Source organism: Sphingopyxis flava (assembly GCF_900168005.1).
Taxonomy (GTDB): Bacteria; Pseudomonadota; Alphaproteobacteria; order Sphingomonadales; family Sphingomonadaceae; genus Sphingopyxis; species Sphingopyxis flava.
This window is the reverse complement of record NZ_FUYP01000009.1, coordinates 84,648-110,651: the sequence shown is the minus strand read 5'-3', so window position 1 is coordinate 110,651 and position 26,004 is coordinate 84,648. Positions and strand designations below refer to the sequence as shown.

The following is a 26,004-nucleotide window of genomic DNA, read 5'->3' as shown; positions in this document are numbered from 1 at the left end:
CGTGCTGCTCGCGATTGATGTCGGCAACACAAATGCCAAGTTCGCGCTTTTTCGCGGCACCGAGCTGCTCGCGCGCTGGCGGATCGCGACTGACGACCGCCGCACGGCCGACGAATATATGGTCTGGCTCGACCAGCTTCTGCGCATCGAGGGGCACGACCGCAGCGACGTCGACGCAGTGATCATTTCGACCGTCGTGCCGCGAGCGCTCCACAATCTGCGCTTGCTTGCCGACAAATATTTCGGGGTCGAGGCGTTCATCGCGGGCCGCGATCCGGTGAGCTGGGGCATTGCGCTCAGGGTCGACGAGCCGCAGTCGGTTGGCGCTGACCGCGCCTGCAATGCCATTTCGGCGCAGGCAATCGCCCCCGGGGTAGACAAGCTTGTCATCAGCTTCGGCACCGCGACGACATTCGACCATATCGGTCCTGAAGGCGGCTATCTTGGCGGTATCATCGCACCGGGGGTCAATCTTTCGCTTGAGGCCCTGGTCGCTGCGGCAGCAAAGCTGCCGCGGATCGCCATCGAAGCACCGGCGAGCGCCAGTGTCATTGGCCGCACCACCGAAAGCCAGATGCTGATCGGCGTCTACTGGGGCTATGTCGCAATGATTGAAGGGCTCATCGCGCGGATGAAGGCCGAGGTGGCAAAGCCGATGACCGTCATCGCGACCGGCGGCCTTGCCACGCTCTTTGAAGAACATGCCCATCAGTTCGACCGGATCGAACCCGATTTGACGCTGAACGGCCTGATGCACCTCTACCAGCAGCGGAGTGCTGGCGCATGACGACACCCGGCAAGGAACTGCTCTTTCTCGCACTCGGCGGGTCGGGAGAGATCGGCATGAACGCCAATCTCTATGGGTGTGACGGCAAATGGATCATGCTCGACCTCGGTGTGACCTTCGGCAGCCAGGATTATCCCGGCATCGACATCGTCATGCCCGATCTTGAATTTATCGAGGATCGCAAGGAGGATCTGATCGGCATCGTGCTCACCCACGGGCATGAGGATCACATCGGCGCCATTCCCTATCTTGCTGCCGAGCTTGGCGTGCCGCTTTTTGCCAACCGTTTCACCGCGGGACTTATCGCGCACAAGCTCGCCGAAGAGGGGCTCGAGAAAGAGATCGAAATCAAGATCGTCGATATCGACGACAGTTTTCAGCTCGGCCCCTTCGGCATTCGGCTCGTCCCGCTTGCCCATTCGATCCTCGAAATGAGCGCGGTGGTCATCGACACGCCATATGGCCGCATTTTCCACACCGGCGACTGGAAGCTCGACGAAGAGCCGATCCTTGGCGTTCCCGCGACCGCCGCGGCGCTCGCGGCGATTGGCGATGAAGGCGTCGATTGTCTGGTCTGCGACTCGACCAATGCTTTCAATGTCGAGGCGTCGGGCAGCGAGGGCGCTTTGCGCAAAGGACTGGAAGCCGCCATCGGCGCGGCAAAGGGCAGGGTGGTCGTCACGACTTTCGCCTCAAACGCGGCGCGGCTCGCCACGCTCGGTGCGGTGGCAAAGGCCACGGGACGCAGCCTGTGCGTCGCGGGGCGTTCGCTCGACCGCATTCTCGGTGTCGCCCGGTCGGTTGGCTATCTTGAGGACTTTCCCTCCACGGTCGATTTCGATGAAGCGATGCGCCTTCCGCGCGACAAGCTGATGGTGATCGCCACTGGTGGGCAGGGCGAACCGCGCGCAGCGCTCGCGCGCATTGCAAACGACACGCACCAGATCAAGCTCGAGGCGGGCGACACGGTCGTATTCTCGTCGAAGCAGATACCGGGCAACGAGGTCGCAATCGGACGGATCATGAACCAGCTCGCCGCACGCGACGTGCTCACTGTTACCGAAAAGCAGGCGCATATCCATGTCAGCGGTCACCCCGGAAAGCCCGAACTCGCTGCGCTTTATGGGTGGCTGCGGCCCAAGCTCATTGTTCCCGTCCACGGCGAAGTCCGGCACATGCATGAGCAAGCGCGCTTCGCTCTCGAAAGCGGGGTGCCCGGCGCATTGGTACAGGAGAATGGCGATCTTGTTCGCCTTGCACCAGGTCCTGCGAGGATCGTCGAGCGCGTTCGCTCGGGCCGCCTGATCCTCGATGGCGACGTGATTCTTCCAGCAGACGGCGAGACGATCAACGAAAGACGCAAACTCGCGCTTAATGGCCATATTTCGGTCGCGACAATTTTCTCGGGCAACCGCTTCGTGGAAAGTGCGATCAGCTATCGCGGCGTGCCTGTCGAGGATGACCGCGAGGCCTTCATCGATGAAATGCGCGATGCCGCTGAACTGGCCGCCACGGGTCCTGCCCGTGACCGCGAGAAGCTGCGCGAGGCGATCCGGCTCGGCGTGCGGCGGATCGCGACCGACTGGACGGGCAAGAAGCCCGTCGTCGACGTGATGCTTGTCGATATCTGAGCAGCAAGGATAGCGATTGCGATGAAATGGACCTCGGCGCTTGCCATCTATCTTCTCTTCTGGGCCTTTAGCGCCTTTTTCGTGCTGCCCTTTCACGGGCGCAAGGCAGAGGATGATGCGGTGCCATTGGTAAAGGGGCAGGAACCAGGAGCGCCGGCGACAGTGCGCCCGCTGCGCATACTCATTCAGATGACCATCGTCGCGACGATCAGCTTCCTGATTTACTATGTCGCCTATGTCCGCGGCTGGGTCGATCCTGACGTTCTTAGCGGACGGGCCTGACCCCCCGGGGCCGCGAAAATCACAACGCCCGGGCCTCGCAAGAGACCCGGGCGCCTGTGACGAACACTCGCCATCCCCCTTTGCGCAGACCAGGCGAATGGCCTGCACTCCCTGGCACCGGGCCTTTCGCCGCTTGAACCAGATGATGATGGGCTACGTTGATCGCCGGGCTTTGTCACGCTCGGCGAGTGCTCGTCCGCGCTTTTGCTTCGCCCTGTGGCCGATGGGCAACAGGTTGTCGCGAGCCGTTCGCAGAAAGAGCGGTCCCCGGCGGCCATTGCCAGCGGCGCGGCGCGCCCTTAAAGCGGGTTCATGTGTATCGCTACACATGCGTTCTGAAGGATCTTTCAACCGATGATTCTGCGTCCTTACGAGCGCACCATCTTTAAACGTTACATGCTGCCGCAGCGGGGCGAGGGGTTCATCTTCGTCGCCGCCGCGTTCAGCTTCATCGCGGTCACGCTCGGCGTTGCGGCGCTGGTAATCGTGATGAGCGTGATGAACGGAGTGCGCGCGGATCTCTTCGACAAGATCGTCGGGCTCAATGGTCATGCGGTCGTGCAGGGCTTTGGCGGCCGCCTCGATGACTGGCAGGATGTTCTCAATCAGGCACGAAAGACGCCGGGGGTCGTGTCCGCGACCCCGCTGATCGAGCAGCCCTTGCTTGCCACGTCGAACGGCCGCGTCGAGGGCATTTTGGCGCGCGGAATGCTGGTCTCGGACATTCGCCGCAACGAGACCCTCAACGCCCGGGTCTTGCAGGGCGGCCTCGAGACGCTGACGCCGGGATCGGGCAATGTCGCGATCGGCAGCGAGCTTGCGCGCAATCTGGGGGCGCAGGTCGGATCGACGCTGACAATCATCAATCCGGCCGGTCGTTCGACCCCCTTTGGCACCGTGCCGCGCGAAATCGGCTACCGCGTGTCGGCCGTCTTCGAGATCGGCGTCTATGATTTCGACAAGGCCTATGTCGTCATGCCCATGGAGGATGCGCAGCTTCTTCTGCTCACGGGTGATCAGATCGGGATGATCGAGATCAAGACCACCGACCCCGACAAGGTTGACACAATTCTGCAGCCGCTCGCCGAAAAGCTCGCCTCGCAAGCCGTGATCTCCGACTGGCGCTCGATGAATTCGAGCCTGTTCGAGGCGCTGTCGATCGAGCGCGTAGCCATGTTCGTGATCCTGTCGCTCATTGTACTCGTCGCAGCCTTCAATATCGTGTCCTCGCTCATCATGCTGGTGCGCGCAAAGACGCGCGACATGGCGATCTTGCGCACCATGGGCGCCCCGCGCGATGCGGTGCTGCGCATCTTCATGGCGATCGGTCTGTCGATCGGTATCGCGGGCACCCTCTTTGGCATGGTGATCGGGTTCAGCCTCCTTTATTTTCGTCAGGGCGTGCTGCGCAGCGCCGAATTCATCACCGGCCAGCCGCTTTGGGATCCCTCGATCCGTTTCCTGTCCGAATTGCCGTCAAAGCCCGATCCGTTCGAGATCGTCGGCATCGCGGTGATGGCGATCGTTTTCAGCTTCCTCGCGACGCTCTATCCCGCCTTCAAGGCCGCCAACACCGACCCGGTGCAGGTCCTGCGCTATGAGTGACGTCGTGCTCGAACTTGTGGGCCTCAAGCGCAGCTTCACCCAGGGCGAGGTGACGATCGACGTGCTGCGCGGCGTGGATGCCCATCTCGAGCGCGGCGAGATTGTCGCGCTGCTCGGCCCGTCGGGCTCGGGCAAGTCGACAATGCTGCAGGCTGTGGGCCTCCTTGAGGGCGGCTTTGGCGGCACCATCCGGATCGATGGCGAGGATGTCACCCGGCTCAGCCAGGGCGACCGTACGCGCACGCGGCGCGAAAAGATCGGCTTTGTCTATCAGTTCCACCACCTGCTTCCCGATTTCAGCGCGATCGAGAATGTGGTTCTGCCGCAGCTCATCCGCGGCGCAGCGCAGCGCGAGGCGGAAGAGCGGGCTGCCGATCTGCTCGGACGATTGGGTCTTGCGGGCCGTTTGCACCACAAGCCGAGCAAGCTTTCGGGGGGCGAGCAGCAGCGTGTTGCCGTTGCGCGCGCGCTTGCGAACCGTCCGCTCCTGGTTCTTGCTGACGAGCCCACGGGCAATCTCGATGAGGCAACCGCCGACCGCGTGTTCGAGCAGTTCGTGAAGCTTGTCCGCGACCACGGTTCGGCGGCGCTCGTTGCGACTCATAACGAGCGGCTTGCAGCGAGGATGGACCGCGTGCTGCGCTTACATGAGGGGCATATCGAGGCCTAGGCTCTGATCGACAGAAGGGGAGGGACCATGACGCTTTACGATCTTTCCGCGCCGCTTCCGGAGGGTGGCACACGCTCCATGGCCGATTATCGCGGCAAGGTGCTGCTCATTGTCAACACCGCGTCGAAATGCGGCTTCACGCCTCAATATGCCGAACTTGAAGCACTCTACCGCGATTACAAGGATCGCGGCTTCGAGGTGCTGGCTTTTCCGTGCAACCAGTTCGGCGCCCAGGAACCAGGCGACGCCGACGAGATCGCGAACTTCTGCTCGCTCACCTATGATGTGACCTTTCCGGTAATGGCGAAGATTGACGTCAACGGCAGCAATGCGGACCCGATCTTCAAGCATTTGAAGCGCGAGAAGACGGGTCTGATCGGTAGCGGCATCAAGTGGAATTTCACCAAGTTCCTGGTCGATCGCAGCGGCAAGGTCGTCTCGCGCCATGCGCCTACGACAAAACCTGAGCAGCTTCGAGCCGAGATCGAGGCGCTGCTGGACTAAAGGCTCAAAAGGGGGGCAGCGCAAAAGCGCATCAGCCTCCCCCATGATGGCCCTTAACACGTGCTTCGCGGGCAGATGGGCCTTTTCCGAATCGCCCCGTCCGCCTAGCGTCGCCCGCATGGCCTACAGCCCCTTCGTTCCCTTGCGCGTCTTTTCCAGTTTCACCATGCTGGAGGGAGCGATCGAGCCAAAGTCGCTTGCCAAAGCCGCGCGTGAGCGCGGTTTTCCCGCGATTGCAGTGGCCGATCGCAACGGGCTTTATGCTGTCATGGCGTTCGGCGATGCATGCCAGGCGGCGGGCGTGCAGCCGATCATCGGCGCTCTTTTGAGCATCGCGCGGCCAGGCCAGCGCACTGCGAATGGGGCGCCGCTCATCGACTGGGCGGCGCTCTATGCACAGGACGCGAATGGCTATGACAATCTTTGCGCCCTCGTTTCGGCCGCGCACCTTGATCGACCGGTCGAGCAGGATCCGCATGTTGCGCTTTCAGCGCTTGCCGGGCGCACGGATGGGCTCATCTGCCTGACCGGCGGCGGCGAGGGGGCGTTGGCGCGCCTGCTTGCAGATGATCAGAAGGCGGCGGCGGAGGATTATGTCGAGCAGCTCGAGGCGCTGTTTGGCGACCGGCTCTATATCGAGCTGTCGCGGCGCGGTGATCCGGTCGAGGCGGCCGCCGAGACGGCGCTCATCGAGATGGCCTATCGACGCGCATTGCCTTTGGTCGCAACCAATCCCGCCAATTTTGTCGAGCCGCAATTCCATCCCGCGCACGATGCGATGCTCTGCATTGCCCAATCGGCCTATGTCGAAAGCGAGGATCGACGCGTGTCGAGCGCCGAGGCCTGGCTGAAGCCCGCCGAGGCGATGGAAGATGCGTTTTCGGATCTGCCCGAGGCGATACGCAACACGCTCGTCGTCGCGCAGCGCTGCGCCTTCATGGCGCCAAAGCGCGCCCCGATCCTCCCCAGCCTGGCCGGCGACCGCGAGGGCGAGGCGGCGCAGCTCAAGGCCGATGCCCATGCGGGCCTTGAGCTGCGCCTCGCGCTCTATCCCGATCTGAGCGATGCGGAGAGGCAGGCCTATGTCGACAGGCTTGAATATGAGATCGGCGTCATCACGCAGATGGGGTTTCCGGGCTATTTCTTGATCGTGGCGGACTTCATCAAATGGGCCAAGTCGCATGATATTCCCGTCGGGCCGGGGCGCGGTTCGGGCGCGGGATCGGTGGTCGCCTGGGCACTCACCATCACCGATCTTGATCCGCTGAAACTGGGCCTTCTGTTCGAGCGCTTCTTGAACCCTGAACGCGTGTCGATGCCCGACTTCGATATCGACTTTTGCGAAACGCGGCGCGGCGAGGTCATCCGCTATGTGCAGGAAAAATATGGCCGCGACACGGTCGCGCAGATCATTACCTTCGGTAAGCTGAAGGCACGCGCTGTTCTCAAGGACACCGGCCGCGTGCTCCAGATGAGTTATGGCCAGGTCGACCGGCTGGCGAAGCTGGTACCGAACCACCCGACCGATCCCTGGACGCTCGAACGCGCGCTGAACGGCGTGTCCGAACTCATGACCGAATATAAGCAGGACGATGGGGTTCGCCGCCTGTTCGATATGGCGCGGCAACTCGAGGGCCTGCCGCGCCACAGCTCGACCCACGCAGCGGGTGTGGTCATCGGCGACCGGCCGCTCGACCAGCTCGTGCCGCTCTATCGTGACCCGCGCTCGGATATGCCGGTGACGCAATTCGACATGAAATATGTCGAGAGCGCAGGGCTTGTTAAGTTCGACTTTCTGGGGCTCAAGACGCTGTCTGTGCTCAAGGAGGCGGGGCGCCTCCTTGCGCTCAGAGGGATTGACGTTGATCTGGGTCAGCTTGGCTGGGACGATCCTGCAGTCTACGAACTTCTCCAGCGCGGCGATACCGTCGGAGTGTTCCAGCTTGAATCCGAAGGAATGCGGCGCACCCTGTCGGCGGTGAAGCCGACGAATTTCGGAGACATTATCGCGCTCGTTGCCCTCTATCGTCCAGGGCCGATGGACAATATCCCTCTTTTCGGCGCCCGCAAGAACGGGCGCGAGGCGATCGCCTACCCGCATCCGCTGCTGAAAGACATCCTCGAGGAAACCTACGGCATCTTCGTCTATCAGGAGCAGGTGATGCAGGCCGCGCAGATCCTTGCGGGCTACAGCCTGGGCGGCGCCGACCTCTTGCGCCGCGCGATGGGCAAGAAGATCCAGGCCGAGATGGACGCCCAGCGTGAAACCTTTGTGAAGGGCTGCGCTGAACATAATGGAATCGATGCAAAAAAGGCGAACGAGCTGTTCGACTTGATTGACAAGTTCGCTGGCTATGGCTTCAACAAGAGCCACGCCGCCGCCTATGCGCTTCTTGCCTATCAGACCGCGTGGCTCAAGGCCCATCATCCGCATGAGTTTTTCGCCGCTTCGATGTCGTTCGACAGCCACCAGACCGACAAATTGTCGGTCTTCATCGACGACATGCGGCGGCTCGGCATCGCGGCTGCGCCTCCCTCGGTGAACGAGAGCGAGGCGGATTTCTCGGTCGGCCGCACCGACGAGGGGCTCGTAGTGCGCTACGCGCTCGGCGCGCTCAAGGGCGTCGGCGAGCGCGCGATGGAGGAGCTGGTTGCTGAGCGACGCGCGCGCGGCGATTTTGCGAGCCTCGACGATCTTGCCAGCCGCATCGATCCCAAATTGCTCAACCGCCGGCAGATCGAGGCGCTGGCAGGCGCGGGCGCGTTCGACAGTCTCGAGCCCGAGCGCCCGCGCGTCTTCGCGGGCGCGGAGGCGCTGCTCGCCTGCGCCAATGCGTCGGCGCATGAACGCTCGACCGGGCAGGGCGGGCTCTTTGGCGGCGATATCGATCTCGCGCCCGTCCTCCAGCTTCCCGCCGCCGAGCCCTGGACGCTTGCGGAGCGGATGAGCAGGGAAAAGGATGCTTTTGGCTTCTATTTCTCCGCGCACCCGGTCGAGCAATATGAAGCGATCATAGCGGCGCGCGGCGCGCGCACCTACGGCGACATCTGCGAGACGGTCGAAATGACGCCCGGCACCCGAATTCCGATGACGATGGCTGCGATGGTCGAAAGCGCGCGTCCGCGCGTCTCGCAGCGCGGCAATCGCTTCCTCAACCTAACCCTTTCGGACCGGAGCGGGCAGTTCCAGTCGAGCTGCTTCGACGAGCAGGCAGGCAAGGTTCTGGAAGCCCTGGCCGCGGAGGGGGGCTGCGCGCTTCTGTCGGTCGAACTTGATTTGCTTGAAGGCGAGGAGACCCCCCGGGTCACGGTGCGCGGGGCGCAATCGCTCGCGGACATGGCGGCAACGGCAGCGCTGCAGCTGACCTGCCGCGTCGAACAAGCGAGCGCCATCGACGACATGGTGCGGATATGCGAACGCCGCGATGACGCGCGCGGGCGCATCGTCATTACGACCGAGGATTCGCTCACCGGCGATCCGGTGCGGATCAATCTGGGCCGGAACTTTGTTCTCGGCCCCGACGTGGTGGCGCGGCTCGAACTCGTGGCCGGGATCGCTGAACCTTCGCTGTCGCTATATACTCCCCGCGATTTTCGGGCGCGGGGCTGAGTCTGCAGACCCGCCGCGCCTAATCCCTCCTTGGCGCCCGCTTGACGCTTGCACAGCGCGCAATCGCGATTATCCCATAAATCATAGCAATGAGAGGATGCCGATATGGGAATGCAAGGCCAGCCGCTTCTCGTCACCAGCCTGATCGATCATGCCGCGCGCGAACACGCGGGCCGTGAGATTGTTTCGCGCTGGGCCGACGGCAGCATCACGCGCTCGAGCTGGGGCGAGGCGGGGACCGATGCGCGCCGCTTCGCGTCGGCATTGACGAGGCTCGGCATGACGAAGGGGGACCGCATTGCAACGCTCGCGATGAACCATGGCCACCATCTCGTCAGCTGGTACGGGACGGCAGGAATGGGCGGGGTGCTGCACACGGTGAACCCGCGCCTGTTCGACGAGCAGCTCGTCTACATCATCAACCATGCCGAGGACCGAATGCTGTTCCTCGACGCCGTCTTCTTGCCGATCGTCGAGCGGCTGCGTCCGTTGCTCGAAAAAATTGAGCATTTCGTCCTGTTCGACGCGCCCGCGCAGGAGGGCTATCTTTCGTACCGCGATCTGATCGCCGAGGGCGATGCAGGTTTCGCCTGGGTCGACCTTGAGGAGCGCGATCCGGTTGGTCTTTGCTACACCAGCGGAACGACAGGCAATCCCAAGGGCGTGCTCTACGAGCACCGCTCGAACGTCATTCACGCCGTAACCGAGATTCAGCCCGACGCGTTCAACCTGTCAAACCGCAGCGTGGTGCTGCCGATCGTGCCGATGTTCCACGCCAATAGCTGGGGCATACCCTATGCTGCAGCGACCGTCGGGGCGAAAATGGTATTTTCGGCGACCAACGATGCCCAGCTTCTTTGCGAACTGATGCATGCCGAGGGTGTCACTCACAGTGCGGGGGTGCCAACTGTATGGCTTGCCATGTTCGCGCATATGGACGCGACTGGGATCGATTTTGGCGCTCTTGAGCATGTCATTATCGGCGGATCGGCGGCGCCGCGCGCGATGATCGAGCGCTTCATGAAAGCGGGGGTCTATGTCGGACACGCTTGGGGAATGACCGAGACGAGCCCGATCGGCACGATGGGCCGGCGCCCATGGAACTGGGATGACCTCAGCTTTGACGAGCAGGTCGATGTCATATGCCGCCAGGGCTGTCCGCCGTTCGGGGTCGAACTGCGCATCGTCGACGATGAGGACCATGTCCTGCCGCGCGACGGGAAGACCAGCGGGCGGCTTCAGATTCGCGGGCCGTGGATCATCCAGCGCTATTTCAAGGGTGAGGCTGATGCCGCCGATGCCGATGGGTGGTTCGACACCGGTGATGTCGCTGTCATTCATCCCGACGGCGTCATGCAGATCACCGACCGAGCAAAGGACGTGATCAAATCGGGAGGCGAATGGATCAGTTCGATCGAACTGGAGAACGCCGCGGTCGGCGCGCCAGGTGTGCAGGAAGCGGCAGCGGTCGGCGTCTACCATCCGAAATGGGATGAGCGCCCGATCCTGCTCATCGTACCCAAGCCCGGCGCCGAGGTGAGCGCGTCCGCCATCATCGATTATCTCAAAGACAAGGTCGCCAAATGGTGGCTGCCCGACGAAATCCTCTTCGTCGACGCCTTGCCGCACACCGCGACGGGAAAGATACTGAAGCGCCAGCTTCGCGATGATTACAAGGATTTCAAGCTGAAATCGCTTGCAGAGACCTGAGTCCACGCGCGCTTCTCGCACCCGGCGGACACCGCGACGCCAAGGCGAGACGCTGGGCACGGGCAGGCCCGACGCGCAATGGATCGCGTCCTTTTCCCCGGGGATGCCCCTCGCCTGGACAGGTCAGAATAATTCCATCTGCCCTCCGCGTTCGGGCGGGCGGAAGAGGTCGGTGCGGATCGCGGGAAAGCTCCGGTCCATACCATGGGCGCGCGCTGCGCGCTTTACTCGCTGGCGGATCAGCTGCGGCCAGATGCCGCGACCTTTCATGCGGCTGAAGAAATTGGGATCATTGTCGCGGCCGCCGCGAATGTCCTGAACCATATGCATCACTTTGTCGGCGCGATCGGGGTAATGCGCTGCCAGCCATGCCCTGAACAGAGGGGCGACCTCGAAGGGAAGGCGCATCAATATATAGGAAGCCCGGATCGCCCCCGCGCCGGCGGCGGCGGCCATGATAGCTTCGATCTCATGGTCGGTAATCGCGGGGATGATCGGCGAGATATTGACCTGCGTCGGGATGCCCGCGTCGACGAGCGCGCGGATCGCCGCGAGGCGGCGCTGCGGATGCGGCGCGCGGGGCTCAAGGGTGCGGGCGAGTGCCGCGTCAAGCGTGGTCACCGAAATCGCGACCCCGACCAGCTCGTCCTTCGCCATCTGCGCCAGCAGATCGATGTCGCGCAGGAGCCGATCGGACTTGGTGGTGATGAGCAGCGGATGCCTTGCCTCGGCGAGCACCTCGATCACCGACCGGGTAATGCCCCAATCGCGTTCGATCGGCTGATAACCGTCGGTGTTGGTCCCGATGGCAAGCGGTGCGACCTTGTAATTGCGGCTCGCCAGCTCGCGCCGCAGCAGCTTGGCCGCGTCCGGCTTGGCGAACAGCCTGCTTTCGAAGTCGAGCCCGGGAGAAAGGTCGTGGAAGGCGTGCGTCGGACGCGCAAAGCAATAGATGCAGCCATGCTCGCAGCCGCGATAGGGGTTGATCGAGCGGTCGAAGCCGATGTCGGGAGACGTGTTGCGCGCGATGATGGTCTTTGGATGCTCGATCGTTACGGTGGTGCGCAATCGGGGCGGTGCGCCGTCGATATTGGCCGCCGCGTCGAGCCAGTCGCCGTCGGCCTCGCGAGCGAGCGAGCCTGTGCGAACTGGGGGAGGGTTTTCGGGCGCGCCGCGGCCGGCGAGGAGAGGAAGGGGCTTGGCAGGCACCCCCCAAGACTATCGCAATTAATAGAACAAAGAAAGAACAAACTTCGCCCCGTCACCTGCCGGGGTCTGCGATCACTCCATCAGCCGGGGCATGAGCTCGACGAAATTGCAGGGCCGGTGCCGGCTATCGAGCTGCGCCGACAAGATTCCCTCCCAGGCATCTGTCACCGCGCCCGTCGAGCCGGGGAGCGCAAAGATATAGGTGCCGCGCGCAACAACAGCGCAGGCACGCGACTGGATCGTCGAGGTTCCGATCGTCTGATAACTCAGCCAGCGGAAGAGTTCGCCAAAGCCGGGGATATCCTTTCCGTCGAGGCGGTGCAGCGCCTCGGGGGTCACGTCGCGTCCGGTGAGCCCGGTGCCGCCGGTCGTGATCACGGCATCGACCTCGGGATCGTCGATCCAGTTGTGAAGGCGCGACACGATCAGGTCGGCCTCATCGGGGATGATCGCGCGCCCGGCGAGAATGTGGCCCGCCTCGGTCAGCAATTGCTCGAGCCTATCGCCCGATCGGTCCTCGGCCGCGCTGCGGCTGTCTGAAACCGTCAGGACTGCGATGCGCACCGGCTTGAAGGGGAGGGCCGGATCAATCGGCATTGCCAAGGCCGCCAGCCCAGGTCAGGCGGATGCGATCCTTGCTGTCCGGAAAGCGCGGCCATTTGCCCTGTGCGAGCGCGGCGCGGCTGACCGACGGCTTGCCTTGCTGCGCTTCGTACATCCAGTAATTGCGCAGCACCGTGCCGACATAGCCCCGAGTTTCCCAATAGGGGATCGATTCCATGTATAGCAGCGGATCTCCCTGATCGCGAATTTCGGTCTGCCAGCGGGCGACGGGTGCCGGGCCGGCGTTATAGGCGGCGATGACCTTGGGCAGGAGCCCGCCGGTCGACGCGTCGCGGCTCAGATACTGAAGATATCGCTGGCCCAGATCCATGTTCACCGACGGGGTCTTGAGATCCTCAAGTGCCGCCTTGATCTTGTCGCCGTCCCAGCGAGCGACATCGCCCGCGGTTCCAGGACGCACCTGCATCAGCCCATAGGCGCCCGCGGGGCTGACCGCGGCGCGGCGGAAACGCGATTCCTGAAGCGTGTGCGCGAAGACCAGCGCCGGGTCGACTTTCCAACCGCCATTGGGCTCCCACCTTGGCTGCGGATAGCGCGTTGAGGCGGCGAGCTTGCGGCCTTGCGGCGTGTTGTGCGCAAGCCAGAGCTGAGTCTCGGGAAGGCTCAATGCCTCGGCCATGCTGATCAGCTGTTCATGCTGGCGCGGATCGCCGATTCGCGCCTGGCGGCGGAGCGCTTCGCCTGCATAATTGTCCTCGCCAATTTCCACGAGCGCGATCGCAGCGCGGACATTCGGCTGCTTTTCGAGCGCGCGCCACGCGCTGCGATCAGCGCGCAGACTCTCGCGCTGACTGGCCGCTTCCTGGCCCAGCGTTTCGCGCGCCAGCAGGCCGTAGAAAGTTTCGGGGTTCGCAGCCGCCGCGCGCAGGCGCGACTGGACGAGATCGGGCCGGGCCGAGGCGATGGCGGCGCGCGCTGACCAATAATAGCCTGCGGCTCGCAATTCGCTGTCGGGCGCTTCCCTGGCAACGCGGTCGAAAGCCGCGAGCGCCGTGGGATAGTCGCGCATGCGCCAGGAGGCGAGGCCGCGCACCCAGGCACCCTGCGTCGCCCAGGCGCTCGTCCCGCTGGTGCAGTCCGCCGCCAGGCGCAGCGCATTCGCGTCGTCATTCTCGATATAGTAAGACCATGCGACCTTCTGACGCCACTCGTCGCGGGCCTCGGGGCTGAGCTTATCGAGCACTGCATTGAGCAGCGCCTCGGCGCCCGCGGGGTCGTCATTCTTGATCCGCTCGGGTATGCTCGTCGCAAGGCCCGCTGCAAAGGGGTCACTGACCGTGTCGGCGCCGCGACGTCGCGGCGCGCTACCCGCCCAGGAAAGAGCCGTCTCGGGAGGAAGGGCCGGCAGGTCGCTCGCGCCGCGCCGCGTGGCAAGACGCCCCAGCTGGGCTGCTTGGGGAAGCCAGGGCGAGCGCGAGAGAATCGGCATGAGATCGGCGACTTCAGCGCGCGGGCTATTGGCGGCCAGCCAGAACTCGGCGCGGAGGAAATCGTCGAGCGGTCCGTCCTTCGCCTCGGCGAGCATGGATTTCGCATCGGCCCAGCGCTCGCCGCGGATCGCTGCAAGAACCTGCGAATAGAATTGTCTTTGCTTCGAGGAAAGAATCCCCGGCACCGTCTGCGGCGCGCTGTACAAGGCGCGATCGCCGGCGTCGGTCGCCATCGCCGGCGAGGTGGTCGCCGCGGCGGAAAGAAGGAGCGGAGCGGTCAATGCCGCAATCGAGGTTTTCATCTGTCAACGTCCCCGGTTGAACAGTTTGAGGCTATCCCAGGCGGCCGCCTTGTGGGCCGGACGGGCGAGCAGCATCGCAGGATGCGCGATCGCTGCCGCCGTTATCCTGCCGCCTGAATGGTTAATATCGAGTAACCTTCCGCGGGCATCGGGAAGGGCAAGACCTGCCGCCATTTGCACAATGTCACCGCCGATCAGCAGCAGCTTTCCAGGATCGGCGAGCGCCAGATGATGGGCGAGCAGCCTTTCTAGTTCGGCGCGATCACGCGCATCGCAGCGCCCCCCCGGCGGGCGTGTGACGGCGAGGCTGGCGAAGTAGCAGTCGGTGCGCACCGTCCCGATCGCCTTCAGCGCAGCGTCGAGAAGCTTGCCCGGCGCGCCGCTGAACAAGGCGCCTTCGCGCTGGTCGTCGATCTCGGGCCAGGCGGTGAGCAGCATCAAGGGGGCGCGCTGCGCGCCCACCGGTAGCACACGGCGATTGTCCCACTGGCTCCCCGGAACGTCGGGATGCTCTGCGAGAAATGACTGAAAACCGCTCCAGTCGTCGGGGAAGCTTACCGGCCCCTTCTTTTGGGGGACGGCCTCCTCGACAGCCGGGCGCTGGAGGGCTGCGGGCAGGGGTGGCGGTTCGGTTTCGACAGGGGCAAGCGGGCGGGCCTTGGACCCCGGGTCATTTGCGGCCGGCGCAAGGAGCCAGCCTGCGGGCCTTTCGCCGACGAGCGCGTCTACCCCCGCATGCGACCACCAGTCGCAGATGCTTTCTGCCAGCAAGGCCGATTTTTGCCCACCCATGAATTTGTTTCAAACAGGCAGTTGACGGACGCGTCAATTGGCGGGCATCGCAATTCGTGACAAGATGAGCGCCGAACGCGATGAATGATCGGCGCGGGGACTGCAGAAAGGTATTATCGGTGAGCGAACGGGAATCGATGCCCTATGACGTGGTCATCGTCGGCGCAGGTCCGGCGGGACTTTCAGCGGCGATCCGCCTCAAGCAATTGGCGAATGAGGCAGGCAGCGACCTTTCGGTCTGCATCCTTGAAAAGGGATCCGAGGTCGGCGCGCACATCCTTTCAGGAGCCGTCATCGACCCCCGGTCGCTCGACGAATTGATTCCCGACTGGCGGGACATGGGCTGCCCGCTCGCCGAGGTGCCGGTCAACGACAACCAGCATTGGGTGCTGACGAAGAAAAAGAAATTCGCTCTGCCCGAGTTCATCTCGCCCGCTTTCATGCACAACAAGGGGACTTACACCGGCAGTCTCGGCAATCTGTGCCGCTGGCTTGCCGAGCAGGCCGAGGGACTGGGGGTCGAAATCTTCCCGGGATTCCCGGCTGCCGAAATCCTCTACAACGAGGATGGGTCGGTGAAGGGCGTCGCGACGGGCGACATGGGCGTCGCGCGCGATGGCAGCCACAAGCCCGATTATGCGCCCGGACTTGAGCTCCATGCCAAATACACCTTCTTTGCCGAAGGCGTGCGCGGGCATCTTACCAAGATCCTGAAGCCGCAATTTGCCCTCGACGCCGATTGCGAGCCGCAGGTGTACGGCCTCGGCGTCAAGGAGCTGTGGGACATTGACCCTGCGAACCACGCGCCGGGCCGGGTGATCCATACGCAAGGCTGGCCGCTCGATTCCAACAGCAATGGCGGCGGCTTCCTCTATCACCAGGCCAATGGACAAGTCGCATTGGGATTTGTCACATGGCTCAACTATCGCAACCCGCACACTTCGCCTTTTCAGGAAATGCAGAAGTGGAAGACGCATCCCGAGATCGCGAAGATATTGAAGGGCGGCAAGCGCGTATCCTATGGCGCGCGTGCGATCAGCGACGGCGGCTATCAGTCGGTACCGAAGCTCGCGTTTCCGGGCGGCGCACTCATTGGCGACAGCGCGGGCTTTCTGAACGTACCGCGCATCAAGGGGACGCACACCTCGATGAAATCGGGGATGATGGCAGCCGAGGCGGCTTTCGCCGCGGTCACTGCCGGCCGCGCCGGCGACACGCTCGATGCCTATCAGGCGGCCTATGACGAAAGCTGGGTCAAGAAGGAGCTTGGCATCGTCCGCAACGTCCTGCCGCTTGTGGAAAAATATGGCGATCTGGCAGGAACCCTTCTTTCGGGCATCACCATGTGGCTCGAAAGCTTCGGCATTCGCATGCCCTTCACGATGAAACATCACCCCGACAATACGACGCTTTACCGGGCCGACATGATGTCCAAACCCGACTATCCCAAAGCTGACGGCGTGTTGACGTTCGACCGATTGTCCTCGGTATTTCTTTCGAACACCAATCACGAGGAGGACCAGCCGGTTCACTTGCAGCTGAAAGACCCGTCGATCCCGGTCGAGTATAACCTGCCGCTCTACGATGAGCCCGCGCAGCGCTATTGCCCGGCTGGCGTTTACGAGATCGTCGGCGCCGAAGAGGGCGACCCGAAGTTCGTGATCAACGCGCAGAACTGCGTCCATTGCAAGACGTGCGACATCAAGGATCCCACCCAGAACATCAACTGGGTCACTCCTGAAGGCGGCGGAGGCCCCAATTACCCCAATATGTAAGGCTGCTCGCTCCGTTGCGATCCTGACCACTGTTGCGGCCATGCTTGCTGCGACCCCTGCCCATGCGGAGGCCGATCGTGGTGGCGGGGCCCTGAACGCGTTCGTTCGCGCACGGCTCGCCCAGGAGGCGGGCGAACCTGCCGCCGCGCTGTCGGAGCTGAAAACAGTGGCGAGCCTTGCCCCCGATCTTCCCGGCGTGCGGGGACAGATCCTCGAGCAAGCGATCCAGGCCGGTGATTTCGTCGCCGCCCGCGGCGCGGCTCGAGCGCTTTGGAAAAGCGGCGAGCGCCGGTTCGATGCGCAGCTCGTACTGCTTGTCGACGCGCTTCGCCGATCGGACTGGAAGGGCGCGCGCGCCCTTTTGGCGGGACGCCCCGACAAGGCTGGGGTCGATGCTGTGGCAAGGCTCATTACCCCCGCGATCAATGCCTGGATCGACGTGGGCGCGCGCGCGCCCAATCCCGAGCGCCATCTGATCGCCGCGAGCCCCGCCGCGCGCCCCGAACCCGCGCTCCTGCTCGAGGCGGCGCTCGTTGAGCTGGCAGCGGGGCGACCTGCCGATGCCGTCGCACAGGTCGACACGATCATGCTCAGCGACCGCTCAAGTCAGCTCGTCGCGCTGCGCGTCGCAGCCTCGCTCGATCGGGCGAGCGAGACAGCCGCCGCCAAGCAACTTCGGGGGCGCATCGCACTCGCCGCGGGAGAGCGTGACGACCCACTCTTGCTGCTGCCCGATCAGCCGGTTTCATCGCCCCCCGCAGGGGTCGCCCACTGGTTGGGACTGCTTGCCGATGGTCTGTCGCGCACGCCGCATAGCAGGCCCGCGGTCCCGCTGCTCTTTGCGCGCGCGGCCCATTGGCTGAACGCGGAGGATCAGCAGGTTCGAACCGCTTTGGTCGAGGCGCTCGAGCGGAATGGCCAGCGGGAGAGCGCGTTGGCCCTGCTGTCCGGAGGGCGCGAGCCGCTACCCCCGGTGCTCGGATTGCGCCGCGCCGAGTTGCTCGCCGACGGCGGCGAGGTGACGCGCGCGCTGGCGGCGGCCGAAGCCGCGGTGAAGGGGGACGGCCAACCGCGCAGCCTCCTCCTTCGCCTCGCCGACCTCGCGCGCCGATCGGGCGACAGCGATGCGGCGCTGCGCGCCTACTCGCGACTGGAAGCGGGACTTGGCGAGCGAGAGGAGGATATCGCGCTTCGCGCCCTCCTCCTGATCTCGCGCGCTGACTTGCTGCTGAAAGCCGACGACTGGGATGGAGCCGAGACCCTGATCGAGCAGGCCGTCGCTCTGCGGCCCGACGATGCGACCGTGCTGAACTTTGCAGGATATTCGGCGCTCGAACGGCGCAAGAATGTCGAGCGGTCGCTGCGACGGATCGAAGCGGCATGGCAGAAGGAGCCGCAGGACCCGAGCATCACCGACTCGCTCGGCTGGGCCTATTTTCTGACAGGACGGATCGAGGATGCCGTGCCGCTGCTTGAAAAGGCGCAGCGCGGTGATCCTGAAAATGCCGTCATCGTCGAGCATCTCGGCGACGCCTATTGGCAAGCAGGGCGCCGCTTTTCGGCGCGCTATGTCTGGCGAGCCGCTTCGCTGACCGCGGAGGCGGACATGGCGACACGGATCGCCGCAAAGCTTCGCGACGGGCTCACGCCCGCAACCGTTGCACCATGACGCGCCTCACCGAAGCGGGCTGGGCGAAGATCAATCTCGCGCTGCATGTGCGGGCGAGGCGCCCCGACAATTATCATGACATCGAGACGCTGTTTGCCTTCGTTGACGGGGGCGACACGCTGGAGGCGGGCATTTCCAGCGCCGATACGCTGTCGATTGCGGGCGAGTTCGCAGCCGGGCTAAGCACGGGCACTGACAATCTGGTCCTCCGCGCGGTCGCCTTGCTGCGCGGGCGCTATGGAGCAGCGCGCGTCCCGCCGCTTGCGGTGCGGCTGACCAAGACATTGCCTGTCGCGGCGGGGATCGGTGGCGGGTCGGCGGATGCGGCCGCCATGGCGCGGCTCGTGCGGCGGCATTTCCTCCCCGAACTTGGCAATGCGGCGCTCGCGCGACTGGTGGCGCCCCTCGGCGCAGATGTCGCTGCTTGCATTGCCAGCGAAACTTGTCTGGGCATCGGGACCGGGTCTGAACTCGTCCCAGCGCCGGAAATTGCGCTTGCCGGAACGCCGGTGCTTTTGGTGAACCCGCGGCAAGCTGTGGCCACCGGGCCGGTGTTCGCGGCCTGGGACGGAACCGACCGTGGACCGCTCTTCACCGGCGCAGACCTTCGCGCGCAGCTGTTCGCCGCGCGCAACGACCTTCAGCGCCCGGCGATCGCACAATGTCCCGCGGTCGCCGAAATATTGACCGAGCTTGGCGGACTGAAGCCGTGGCTCGCGCGCATGTCGGGCTCGGGTGCAACCTGTTTCGCGCTGTTCGACGCGCCCGCCGAACGCGATGCAGCCGCTCGCTATCTGAAGGAGCGCAGGCCCCAATGGTGGCAGATGGCAGGGGCGCTGCGATGAGCGAGGCCTGGTGCGATCTTGGAACGCCGCGCGCGGGCGGGGTCTTGCTGATCGGCGATCACGCGTCAAACCATGTCCCGCTCGACATCGATCTTGGCATTGATCCCGCCCTTCTTGAAACGCACATCGCGATCGATATAGGCGTTGCCGAGGTGGCGGCGCTGCTTGTCGAAAAGGGGGCGATCGATGCCGCTATCCTGGGCGGGGTGTCCCGGCTCGTTGTCGACTGCAATCGCGATGAGGACGCGCCGGGGACTATCCCGATCGTGAGCGACGGCCATGCCATTCCGGGCAATGCGCTCACGCCTGCGGCCCGCGAGGCGCGGCTTGCGCGCATATTCAGGCCCTATCATGCCCACATCGCGAAGGTGATCGCAGCAGCGCGGCCCGCGATGATATTATCGCTGCACAGCTTCACGCCGGAACTTGCGAGCGATCCCGAGCAAAGCCGGCCCTGGGACGCTGGTGTCCTCTATAATGCCGATGACCGGCTTGCAGGGCCCGTGATCGCGGCGCTTGCGAGCGAGGGGCTGCTTGTCGGAGACCAGCAGCCCTATTCGGGCAGGCTGCTCAATGCGACGATGAACCGCCACGCCGAAGCAAATGCGATTCCCTATGTAGGGATCGAAATGCGTCAGGATCTGGTCGGGGACGCAGCGGGGCAGGCGCGCTTTGCTGATCTGCTGACCCGCACGCTGCGGAAAGCGGCGTTGAAACTGCCGGCATAGGCGTGTAGAGGCCCTTCCAACCTCTCTTCTATGAAATAAAATTATCAGGAATTCTTCAAATGCCTTCTTATCGTTCGCGAACTACGACCCACGGCCGCAACATGGCCGGCGCACGCGGTTTGTGGCGCGCAACGGGGATGACGGACAGCGACTTTGGCAAGCCGATCATTGCCGTGGTCAATAGCTTTACGCAGTTTGTTCCCGGGCACGTCCACCTCAAAGACCTCGGTCAGATGGTGGCGCGCGAGATCGAGGCAGCCGGCGGCGTCGCCAAGGAATTCAACACGATCGCGGTCGACGACGGCATCGCGATGGGTCACGATGGCATGCTCTATTCCTTGCCAAGCCGCGACCTCATTGCCGATAGCGTCGAATATATGGTCAACGCGCACTGCGCCGATGCGATGATCTGCATTTCCAACTGCGACAAGATCACGCCGGGGATGCTGATGGCAGCGCTGCGCATCAACATCCCGACGATTTTCGTCTCCGGCGGACCGATGGAAGCCGGTAAGGTGGTGCTCAAGGGCAAGGAAATTGCTCTCGATCTGGTCGATGCAATGGTCGCGGCTGCCGACGAACATTACAGCGATGAAGAGGTCGCGGCGGTCGAGCGCTCGGCATGCCCTACCTGCGGCTCCTGCTCGGGCATGTTCACCGCCAATTCGATGAACTGCCTCACCGAGGCCCTCGGCTTGTCGCTGCCCGGAAATGGATCGACGCTTGCGACACACGCCGACCGCAAGTCGCTGTTCCTTCGCGCAGGGCACATGATTGTCGAAATGTGCCGCCGCCATTATGAGGAAGGGGATGAGCGCGTGCTACCGCGCACGATTGCGAGCTTCGAGGCATTCGAAAATGCCATGAGTCTCGATATCGCAATGGGGGGATCAACGAATACGGTGCTCCATCTCCTGGCCGCAGCGCACGAGGCGGGTGTTGATTTCACGATGGAAGACATCGACCGGCTTTCGCGTCGTGTGCCGTGCCTGTCGAAAGTCGCGCCGGCGAAGAGTGACGTCCACATGGAGGATGTGCACCGCGCTGGCGGGATCATGGCGATTCTCGGAGAACTTGAGCGCGCGGGGCTGATCCACGCGCATCTGCCGACCGTGCACAGCGCAACCCTGGGGGATGCGCTGAGCACATGGGATATTGGTCGCACCAGCGATCCGGCGGTGCAGCAATTTTTCATGGCAGCACCGGGCGGCGTGCCGACGCAGACCGCGTTCAGCCAGGACCGGCGCTGGCCATCGCTCGATCTCGACCGCGAAGCGGGCGTGATCCGCTCGGCAGAGCATGCCTTCAGCAAGGACGGCGGACTTGCAGTGCTCTCGGGAAATATTGCGCGCGATGGCTGCATCGTGAAGACTGCGGGCGTCGACGATTCCATCCTCCAGTTCACCGGTCCTGCGAAAGTCTATGAAAGCCAGGATGCGGCGGTCGCCGGGATACTGACGGGGCAAGTCGAGGCGGGTGACGTGGTCGTCATCCGCTACGAAGGGCCGAAGGGCGGGCCGGGCATGCAGGAAATGCTCTATCCGACGAGCTATTTGAAGTCGAAGGGATTGGGGGCAGCCTGCGCCTTGATCACCGACGGGCGCTTTTCGGGCGGCACATCGGGCCTCTCGATCGGCCATGTTTCCCCCGAAGCCGCCGAAGGCGGAGCCATCGGGCTCGTTGAGGATGGAGATCTCATCAAGATCGACATTCCCGGGCGTACGATCGACCTCATCATCTCCGATGAGGTGCTTGCGGCACGCCGCGCGGCGATGGAAGCCAAGGGCGAGGCGGCCTGGCAGCCCGCCAAACCCCGTCCGCGCAAGGTTTCGGTGGCGCTTCAGGCCTATGCTGCGATGACGACCAGTGCGGCGCGCGGCGCGGTGCGGGACCTTTCGCAGCTGAGGAAAGCCGGAGGATGAAGCCGAGAAAGGCGGGCTTGTTGGCGTTGCCGCTGCTGCTTCTCGGCGGCTGCGGCGCGGCCCCGGACAATAGCGCCCTTGCCCGTGCCGAGGCGCGGCAGGGTGAGGAGGCCGCGCTCAATGGGCGCATCGACTGCGCGCTCGAAGGCGCGAAGCATTTTGACCGGACGTGTACGCTTGAGGAAATGAGCGGGGCGCAAACAAATATCCTGATCGTAGGCCGCGCCGATACCGGCTACCGGCGTCTTGCGATTGCTAAGGACGGGCGCGGCGTCGTGTCCGCCGACGGAGCCGAGCCGGCAAAGGTCATGATCGTCAAAGAGGGAGTGATCGAGGTCGCGGTCGGCCGCGACCGCTACCGATTGCCCGCGAATACGACCGGGGCAAGATAGCCGGCGCGCAATGGCGATTTCCATGACCGGTGCGATGTCGTAAGCTTAATCATGCCGTCTCCTGTCGACGCTCCCATCCTTACCGCCGACGCGATGCGCGCCGCCGAGGCGGCGTGCGCTGCGTCGGGAACCTCGCTCGCGACGCTGATGGAGCGCGCCGGCGCTGCGGTTGCGGACTTTGCGTGGCGGATGGCGGCAGGAAATCCCGTGCTCGTTCTGTGCGGACCTGGCAATAATGGCGGCGACGGCTATGTGGCGGCCCGCTGGCTTGCCCGGCGCGGCGTGCATGTACGGGTGGCGGCGCTCGCCGAACCCGCGAGCGAACTCGCGCGCGCGGCCCGGCGCGCGTGGGGAGGGCCCGTCGAGGTGCTGGGTGACGATCTCGCCCCCGCGCCTTTGGTCATCGATGCGCTGTTCGGCGTCGGACTTTCGCGGCCTCTCCGAAAAGATCTGGCGGCGCGCCTGCGCGGCCTCGCGAAGCGGCGGGTCCTTGCGGTCGATGTGCCAAGCGGAGTCGAGGCAGACGGCGTGCAACCCTGGGCGCCGGCGCTTTCAGCCGATGTGACGGTCGCGCTCGGCGCGCTCAAACCCGCGCATGTATTGCTGCCCGCCGCTGCCACTTGCGGCAAGGTCGTGCTTGCGCCAATCGGGATCGAGGCTCAATCGTCGCTTCGGACGCTGCCGCGATACGAATGCGATAGCCCCGGGGCAGCTGCCCACAAGTTCAGCCGGGGTATGGCGCTGGTGCGCGCTGGCCCGATGCGGGGAGCGGCGGGACTTGCCGCCTCGGCGGTGCTGCGCGCGGGGGCGGGTTATGCAATATTGAGCGGCGCGTCTGGCGCGCCTCTTTCGGCCATTATCGCGGAGGACGGCGATCATTTTGCCGAGCGGCTCGCTGATGAACGTCTTGGCGCCGTGGTGATAGGACCGGGCTATCCGGCCAGCGATGCGCTCGATCGCGACGTGGCCGCGGCCTTGAAGAGCGGGAGGGCGCTCGTCCTCGATGCCGCTGCAATAGTCTCGGCGCTGCCGAGGCTCGGAGGAGCGCCGGCGATCCTGACGCCGCACGCGGGCGAATTTGCGCGCGCCTTTCCCGGCCTTGAAGGCAGCAAGATCGATCGGGCGCGGGCTGCTGCGAGCAAGAGCGGTGCCGTCGTCATCTACAAGGGTGCGGACACTATTGTCGCTGCGCCCGACGGGCGCATCGCAGCTGCCTGGCCAGGCTGCCCCTGGCTTGCCACCGCCGGAACGGGCGATGTGCTCGCGGGAGCGTGCGCGGCGATGCTCGCGCGCGGCGACGAGGCCTTCGACGCTGCGGTTGCAGCGGTAAGCTGGCATATTTCGCGCGCGCGGGCTATCGGCCCCGGCCTTGTAGCCGATGATCTGGTAAGGGCATGACCGATAAAGATTTGATCGAACGCATCGCCGCGCGGGGCGACGGCGTGACTGCGGACGGGCGCCACGTCGCAGGAAGCGCGCCGGGAGACCGGGTGGCGGCCGACGGGACCCTTATTCCGGGGCCAAACCGCGCTGAGCCGGTTTGCCGCCATTTCATGCGATGCGGCGGCTGTCAGCTCCAGCATGTGGCCGAAGGGGCGCTCGCAGACTTTGTGCGCGATCGCGTCGCAGGCGCGCTTGCCGCGCAACAGGTGCACGCCAACGCGATACGCGCGGCGTTGCTCTCGCCGCCGCAAAGCCGTCGCCGCGCGGCGCTGACTGCCCTGCGGACGGGACAGCAGATCGCGGTTGGCTTCAACGCGGCGCAGAGCAACCAGATTATCGACATGCGCGAATGTCCGCTTCTGATGCCCGCGCTGTTCGCGCTGATCGCGCCGGTGCGCAAATTGCTGGGTTTGATTGCGCCGCAGCGGCGCTTCTTGAAGATCAAGCTGCAGATGCTCGATCAGGGCGTCGAGCTGGTGCTCGAGGGCGTGCGCGCCGAAGGGCTTGACGCGGCGATGGCGCTTCAGGATTTTGCGAGCGCCAATCGCCTTGCGCGTCTCGCGATCGATCAGGGGGACGGTCTTGAGACAATCTGGCAGCCCGAACCGCCAACGGTGCACTTTGGCGAAATTGGGGTCGAAGTGCCGCCATTTGCCTTTTTGCAGGCGACCTCTGCCGGGCAGGCCGCGCTGGTCGAGGCGGTGCGCGAGGCTATCGGCGATGTCCCGGCCGTGGCGGATCTGTTCGCGGGAGTGGGAACCTTTGCCCTGTCGGTTCAGGAAGGGCGCAAAGTCTACGCGGCCGAAGGCGCGCGCGATGCCATATTGGCGCTCGCCAGCGCCGCGAACCGCGCGCAGGCGCTCGTCACGGCCGAGCATCGCGACCTGTTCCGCCGACCGCTCATTCCCGGCGAACTTGATCGCTTTGGCGCGGTCATTCTGGATCCGCCCCGCGCGGGCGCCGAGGAACAGGTCAAGCAGCTTGCTGCATCCAAGGTGCCGGCGATTGCCTATGTGAGCTGCAACCCCGCGAGCTTTGCGCGCGATGCAAAGCTGCTCGCCGCAGGCGGCTATCGCCTCGACTGGGTGCAGCCGGTGGGCCAGTTCCGCTGGTCGACACATGTCGAGCTCGCGGGATGCTTCACAAAGTAACCGGCGCCCCGCGTTTCGGGGCGCCGGCCATATTCAGTGCAGCACGAAGGCTATGAAGGCGTGCAGGCACAAGGCGAATAAGGCGAGGCTGGCAAGCACGAAGACGCCGAAGCGCCACATCACCCGGTTCACCGTTGCCTGAATGAGGCTGTGAAGAATGCGCAAGCCCACATAAGCCCAGGCGATCTGGGCGTTGAGCCCGCCGCCCATGCCCGCGATGGCGAGCGCGATGGCAACAGCGTAAAAGACGGTCGGCTGCTCCATCAGATGATTATAATTGTGCGCCTTCCACTGCACCTCGGGCGGCAACACATCGTCGAGATTCTTTCCGGTGCCGCCCACCAGCTTCGCGGCATCGATTTTCGCGCGGCTCATGGCGGGAAGGCGCGTTGCGTACATCCATAGCCACATCACCATCGACCAGAGCGCGAGCGTCGCAACGGGTCCGAGAATCGCGTTCGTATCGGTCATGATCTCCTCCTCAACCCAGCGTTGCGATCACGGCGAGTACCGCCAGCGCAAGCAGACACAGCGTGGATAGCGAAAAGAGCGTGAAGCGCACCGGAACGCGGTTAACCGTCACCTGCCATAAGCTGTGAAGGATGCGTAAGACGACATAGGCCCAGGCGATCCAGCGCGTGTAGCTGACGTCGCCGCCCGAGAGATGCAAAAAGACGATGACCGCATAGAAGAGCGTCGGCTGCTCGAGCAAATGCGTGTAATTGTGAGATTTCCAATTGACGCTGGATGGCAGCACGTTTTCGAGGTCGGCGCCTCGGCCGCCTGGCGGCGCCGCTTTCAAGTTGATCCCGGCCTTCGCCATTGCCGGAAAGCGGGTCGCTGCGACCCAGAAAAGCATGATCAATGTCCACAGGACCAGCACTGCGCCAGGCGCAAGAATGCTTTGCGACATAATTCCCCCT

Annotated in this window: 22 protein-coding genes; 16 read left to right on the top strand and 6 right to left on the bottom strand. The window is 64.2% G+C overall.

The genetic code is table 11. The features are described from left to right. Position 1: 1 nt before the first annotated feature. The 8 genes from B5X69_RS09215 (at position 2) to B5X69_RS09180 (ending at position 10,799) form a co-directional block, all read left to right on the top strand. Complete coding sequence (locus tag B5X69_RS09215) at positions 2-787, top strand: type III pantothenate kinase (RefSeq protein WP_079638412.1); 786 nt, start codon at positions 2-4, stop codon at positions 785-787. Further along, positions 784-2,418, top strand: coding sequence for a ribonuclease J (locus B5X69_RS09210; protein ID WP_079638411.1), 1,635 nt, complete (start codon positions 784-786; stop codon positions 2,416-2,418). The genes B5X69_RS09215 and B5X69_RS09210 overlap by 4 nt, the downstream gene beginning before the upstream one ends. 21 nt (positions 2,419-2,439) lie before the next feature. Further along, positions 2,440-2,700, top strand: coding sequence for a DUF1467 family protein (locus B5X69_RS09205; RefSeq protein ID WP_079638410.1), 261 nt, complete (start codon positions 2,440-2,442; stop codon positions 2,698-2,700). Positions 2,701-3,054: 354 nt separating this feature from the next. Beyond that, positions 3,055-4,305, top strand: coding sequence for a lipoprotein-releasing ABC transporter permease subunit (locus tag B5X69_RS09200; RefSeq protein WP_079638409.1), 1,251 nt, complete (start codon positions 3,055-3,057; stop codon positions 4,303-4,305). Then, positions 4,298-4,975: an ABC transporter ATP-binding protein gene (locus B5X69_RS09195; protein ID WP_079638408.1), complete on the top strand. Its 678-nt coding sequence runs from the start codon at positions 4,298-4,300 to the stop codon at positions 4,973-4,975. Before B5X69_RS09200 ends, B5X69_RS09195 begins: the two co-directional genes overlap by 8 nt. A gap of 27 nt (positions 4,976-5,002) precedes the next feature. Continuing rightward, positions 5,003-5,479 carry a glutathione peroxidase gene (locus B5X69_RS09190; RefSeq protein WP_079638407.1) on the top strand — a complete coding sequence of 159 codons (477 nt, stop codon included), beginning with the start codon at positions 5,003-5,005 and terminating at the stop codon, positions 5,477-5,479. 118 nt (positions 5,480-5,597) lie between these two features. Continuing rightward, a complete protein-coding gene (dnaE, locus tag B5X69_RS09185; RefSeq protein ID WP_079638406.1) occupies positions 5,598-9,089 on the top strand; it encodes a DNA polymerase III subunit alpha in 3,492 nt (1,163 codons plus the stop codon). A gap of 105 nt (positions 9,090-9,194) precedes the next feature. Beyond that, positions 9,195-10,799 carry a long-chain fatty acid--CoA ligase gene (locus B5X69_RS09180; protein ID WP_079638405.1) on the top strand — a complete coding sequence of 535 codons (1,605 nt, stop codon included), beginning with the start codon at positions 9,195-9,197 and terminating at the stop codon, positions 10,797-10,799. 123 nt (positions 10,800-10,922) lie between these two features. Here B5X69_RS09180 and B5X69_RS09175 read toward each other — a convergent pair whose 3' ends face one another. The 4 genes from B5X69_RS09175 to B5X69_RS09160 form a co-directional block, all read right to left on the bottom strand. Then, complete coding sequence (locus B5X69_RS09175) at positions 10,923-12,008, bottom strand: PA0069 family radical SAM protein (RefSeq protein WP_079638404.1); 1,086 nt, start codon at positions 12,006-12,008, stop codon at positions 10,923-10,925. Positions 12,009-12,080: 72 nt separating this feature from the next. Beyond that, positions 12,081-12,605, bottom strand: coding sequence for a molybdenum cofactor biosynthesis protein B (moaB, locus tag B5X69_RS09170; RefSeq protein WP_079638403.1), 525 nt, complete (start codon positions 12,603-12,605; stop codon positions 12,081-12,083). Next, positions 12,595-14,364 carry a lytic transglycosylase domain-containing protein gene (locus B5X69_RS09165; protein WP_079638402.1) on the bottom strand — a complete coding sequence of 590 codons (1,770 nt, stop codon included), beginning with the start codon at positions 14,362-14,364 and terminating at the stop codon, positions 12,595-12,597. Before B5X69_RS09165 ends, moaB begins: the two co-directional genes overlap by 11 nt. Positions 14,365-14,367: 3 nt before the next feature. Further along, complete coding sequence (locus tag B5X69_RS09160) at positions 14,368-15,156, bottom strand: uracil-DNA glycosylase family protein (protein WP_079638401.1); 789 nt, start codon at positions 15,154-15,156, stop codon at positions 14,368-14,370. 119 nt (positions 15,157-15,275) lie between these two features. Between B5X69_RS09160 and B5X69_RS09155 the strand changes: the two genes are divergently transcribed. Genes B5X69_RS09155 through B5X69_RS09120 form a run of 8 tightly spaced genes read left to right on the top strand, consistent with a single transcriptional unit; the run spans position 15,276 to position 25,081 of the window. Further along, on the top strand, positions 15,276-16,931 hold the full coding sequence (locus B5X69_RS09155) for an electron transfer flavoprotein-ubiquinone oxidoreductase (RefSeq protein WP_079638400.1): 1,656 nt from the start codon (positions 15,276-15,278) through the stop codon (positions 16,929-16,931). A 40-nt stretch (positions 16,932-16,971) separates the two neighbouring features. Continuing rightward, the gene (locus tag B5X69_RS09150) at positions 16,972-18,600 is read left to right on the top strand and encodes a tetratricopeptide repeat protein (protein WP_176141555.1); all 1,629 of its coding nucleotides are present in this window, start codon (positions 16,972-16,974) and stop codon (positions 18,598-18,600) included. Then, positions 18,597-19,445, top strand: a complete 849-nt coding sequence (locus B5X69_RS09145; protein WP_079638399.1) for a 4-(cytidine 5'-diphospho)-2-C-methyl-D-erythritol kinase — start codon at positions 18,597-18,599, stop codon at positions 19,443-19,445. The genes B5X69_RS09150 and B5X69_RS09145 overlap by 4 nt, the downstream gene beginning before the upstream one ends. Next, entirely contained in the window at positions 19,442-20,173 is a 732-nt protein-coding gene (locus B5X69_RS09140; protein WP_079638460.1) for an N-formylglutamate amidohydrolase, read from the top strand. Before B5X69_RS09145 ends, B5X69_RS09140 begins: the two co-directional genes overlap by 4 nt. Positions 20,174-20,232: 59 nt before the next feature. After that, a complete protein-coding gene (ilvD, locus tag B5X69_RS09135; RefSeq protein WP_079638398.1) occupies positions 20,233-22,095 on the top strand; it encodes a dihydroxy-acid dehydratase in 1,863 nt (620 codons plus the stop codon). Beyond that, on the top strand, positions 22,092-22,487 hold the full coding sequence (locus B5X69_RS09130; protein ID WP_139375728.1) for a hypothetical protein: 396 nt from the start codon (positions 22,092-22,094) through the stop codon (positions 22,485-22,487). Before ilvD ends, B5X69_RS09130 begins: the two co-directional genes overlap by 4 nt. Before the next feature lie 51 nt (positions 22,488-22,538). Continuing rightward, the gene (locus tag B5X69_RS09125; protein ID WP_079638397.1) at positions 22,539-23,885 is read left to right on the top strand and encodes an NAD(P)H-hydrate epimerase; all 1,347 of its coding nucleotides are present in this window, start codon (positions 22,539-22,541) and stop codon (positions 23,883-23,885) included. Further along, complete coding sequence (locus B5X69_RS09120; RefSeq protein WP_079638396.1) at positions 23,882-25,081, top strand: class I SAM-dependent RNA methyltransferase; 1,200 nt, start codon at positions 23,882-23,884, stop codon at positions 25,079-25,081. Before B5X69_RS09125 ends, B5X69_RS09120 begins: the two co-directional genes overlap by 4 nt. Positions 25,082-25,114: 33 nt before the next feature. Here B5X69_RS09120 and B5X69_RS09115 read toward each other — a convergent pair whose 3' ends face one another. Further along, positions 25,115-25,552, bottom strand: coding sequence for an MAPEG family protein (locus tag B5X69_RS09115; RefSeq protein WP_079638395.1), 438 nt, complete (start codon positions 25,550-25,552; stop codon positions 25,115-25,117). 10 nt (positions 25,553-25,562) lie between these two features. Beyond that, positions 25,563-25,994, bottom strand: coding sequence for an MAPEG family protein (locus B5X69_RS09110; RefSeq protein ID WP_079638394.1), 432 nt, complete (start codon positions 25,992-25,994; stop codon positions 25,563-25,565). Positions 25,995-26,004 lie beyond the last annotated feature (10 nt).

Bases quoted from the DNA above. Each gene is read 5' to 3' on its own strand.
- B5X69_RS09210 (WP_079638411.1), top strand. From the start codon at position 784: ATGACGACACCCGGCAAGGAACTGCTCTTTCTCGCACTCGGCGGGTCG.
- B5X69_RS09205 (WP_079638410.1), top strand. From the start codon at position 2,440: ATGAAATGGACCTCGGCGCTTGCCATCTATCTTCTCTTCTGGGCCTTT.
- B5X69_RS09200 (WP_079638409.1), top strand. From the start codon at position 3,055: ATGATTCTGCGTCCTTACGAGCGCACCATCTTTAAACGTTACATGCTG.
- B5X69_RS09195 (WP_079638408.1), top strand. From the start codon at position 4,298: ATGAGTGACGTCGTGCTCGAACTTGTGGGCCTCAAGCGCAGCTTCACC.
- B5X69_RS09190 (WP_079638407.1), top strand. From the start codon at position 5,003: ATGACGCTTTACGATCTTTCCGCGCCGCTTCCGGAGGGTGGCACACGC.
- dnaE (WP_079638406.1), top strand. From the start codon at position 5,598: ATGGCCTACAGCCCCTTCGTTCCCTTGCGCGTCTTTTCCAGTTTCACC.
- B5X69_RS09180 (WP_079638405.1), top strand. From the start codon at position 9,195: ATGGGAATGCAAGGCCAGCCGCTTCTCGTCACCAGCCTGATCGATCAT.
- moaB (WP_079638403.1), bottom strand. From the start codon at position 12,605: ATGCCGATTGATCCGGCCCTCCCCTTCAAGCCGGTGCGCATCGCAGTC.
- B5X69_RS09165 (WP_079638402.1), bottom strand. From the start codon at position 14,364: ATGAAAACCTCGATTGCGGCATTGACCGCTCCGCTCCTTCTTTCCGCC.
- B5X69_RS09160 (WP_079638401.1), bottom strand. From the start codon at position 15,156: ATGGGTGGGCAAAAATCGGCCTTGCTGGCAGAAAGCATCTGCGACTGG.
- B5X69_RS09150 (WP_176141555.1), top strand. From the start codon at position 16,972: ATGCTTGCTGCGACCCCTGCCCATGCGGAGGCCGATCGTGGTGGCGGG.
- B5X69_RS09145 (WP_079638399.1), top strand. From the start codon at position 18,597: ATGACGCGCCTCACCGAAGCGGGCTGGGCGAAGATCAATCTCGCGCTG.
- B5X69_RS09140 (WP_079638460.1), top strand. From the start codon at position 19,442: ATGAGCGAGGCCTGGTGCGATCTTGGAACGCCGCGCGCGGGCGGGGTC.
- ilvD (WP_079638398.1), top strand. From the start codon at position 20,233: ATGCCTTCTTATCGTTCGCGAACTACGACCCACGGCCGCAACATGGCC.
- B5X69_RS09130 (WP_139375728.1), top strand. From the start codon at position 22,092: ATGAAGCCGAGAAAGGCGGGCTTGTTGGCGTTGCCGCTGCTGCTTCTC.
- B5X69_RS09125 (WP_079638397.1), top strand. From the start codon at position 22,539: ATGCCGTCTCCTGTCGACGCTCCCATCCTTACCGCCGACGCGATGCGC.
- B5X69_RS09120 (WP_079638396.1), top strand. From the start codon at position 23,882: ATGACCGATAAAGATTTGATCGAACGCATCGCCGCGCGGGGCGACGGC.
- B5X69_RS09115 (WP_079638395.1), bottom strand. From the start codon at position 25,552: ATGACCGATACGAACGCGATTCTCGGACCCGTTGCGACGCTCGCGCTC.
- B5X69_RS09110 (WP_079638394.1), bottom strand. From the start codon at position 25,994: ATGTCGCAAAGCATTCTTGCGCCTGGCGCAGTGCTGGTCCTGTGGACA.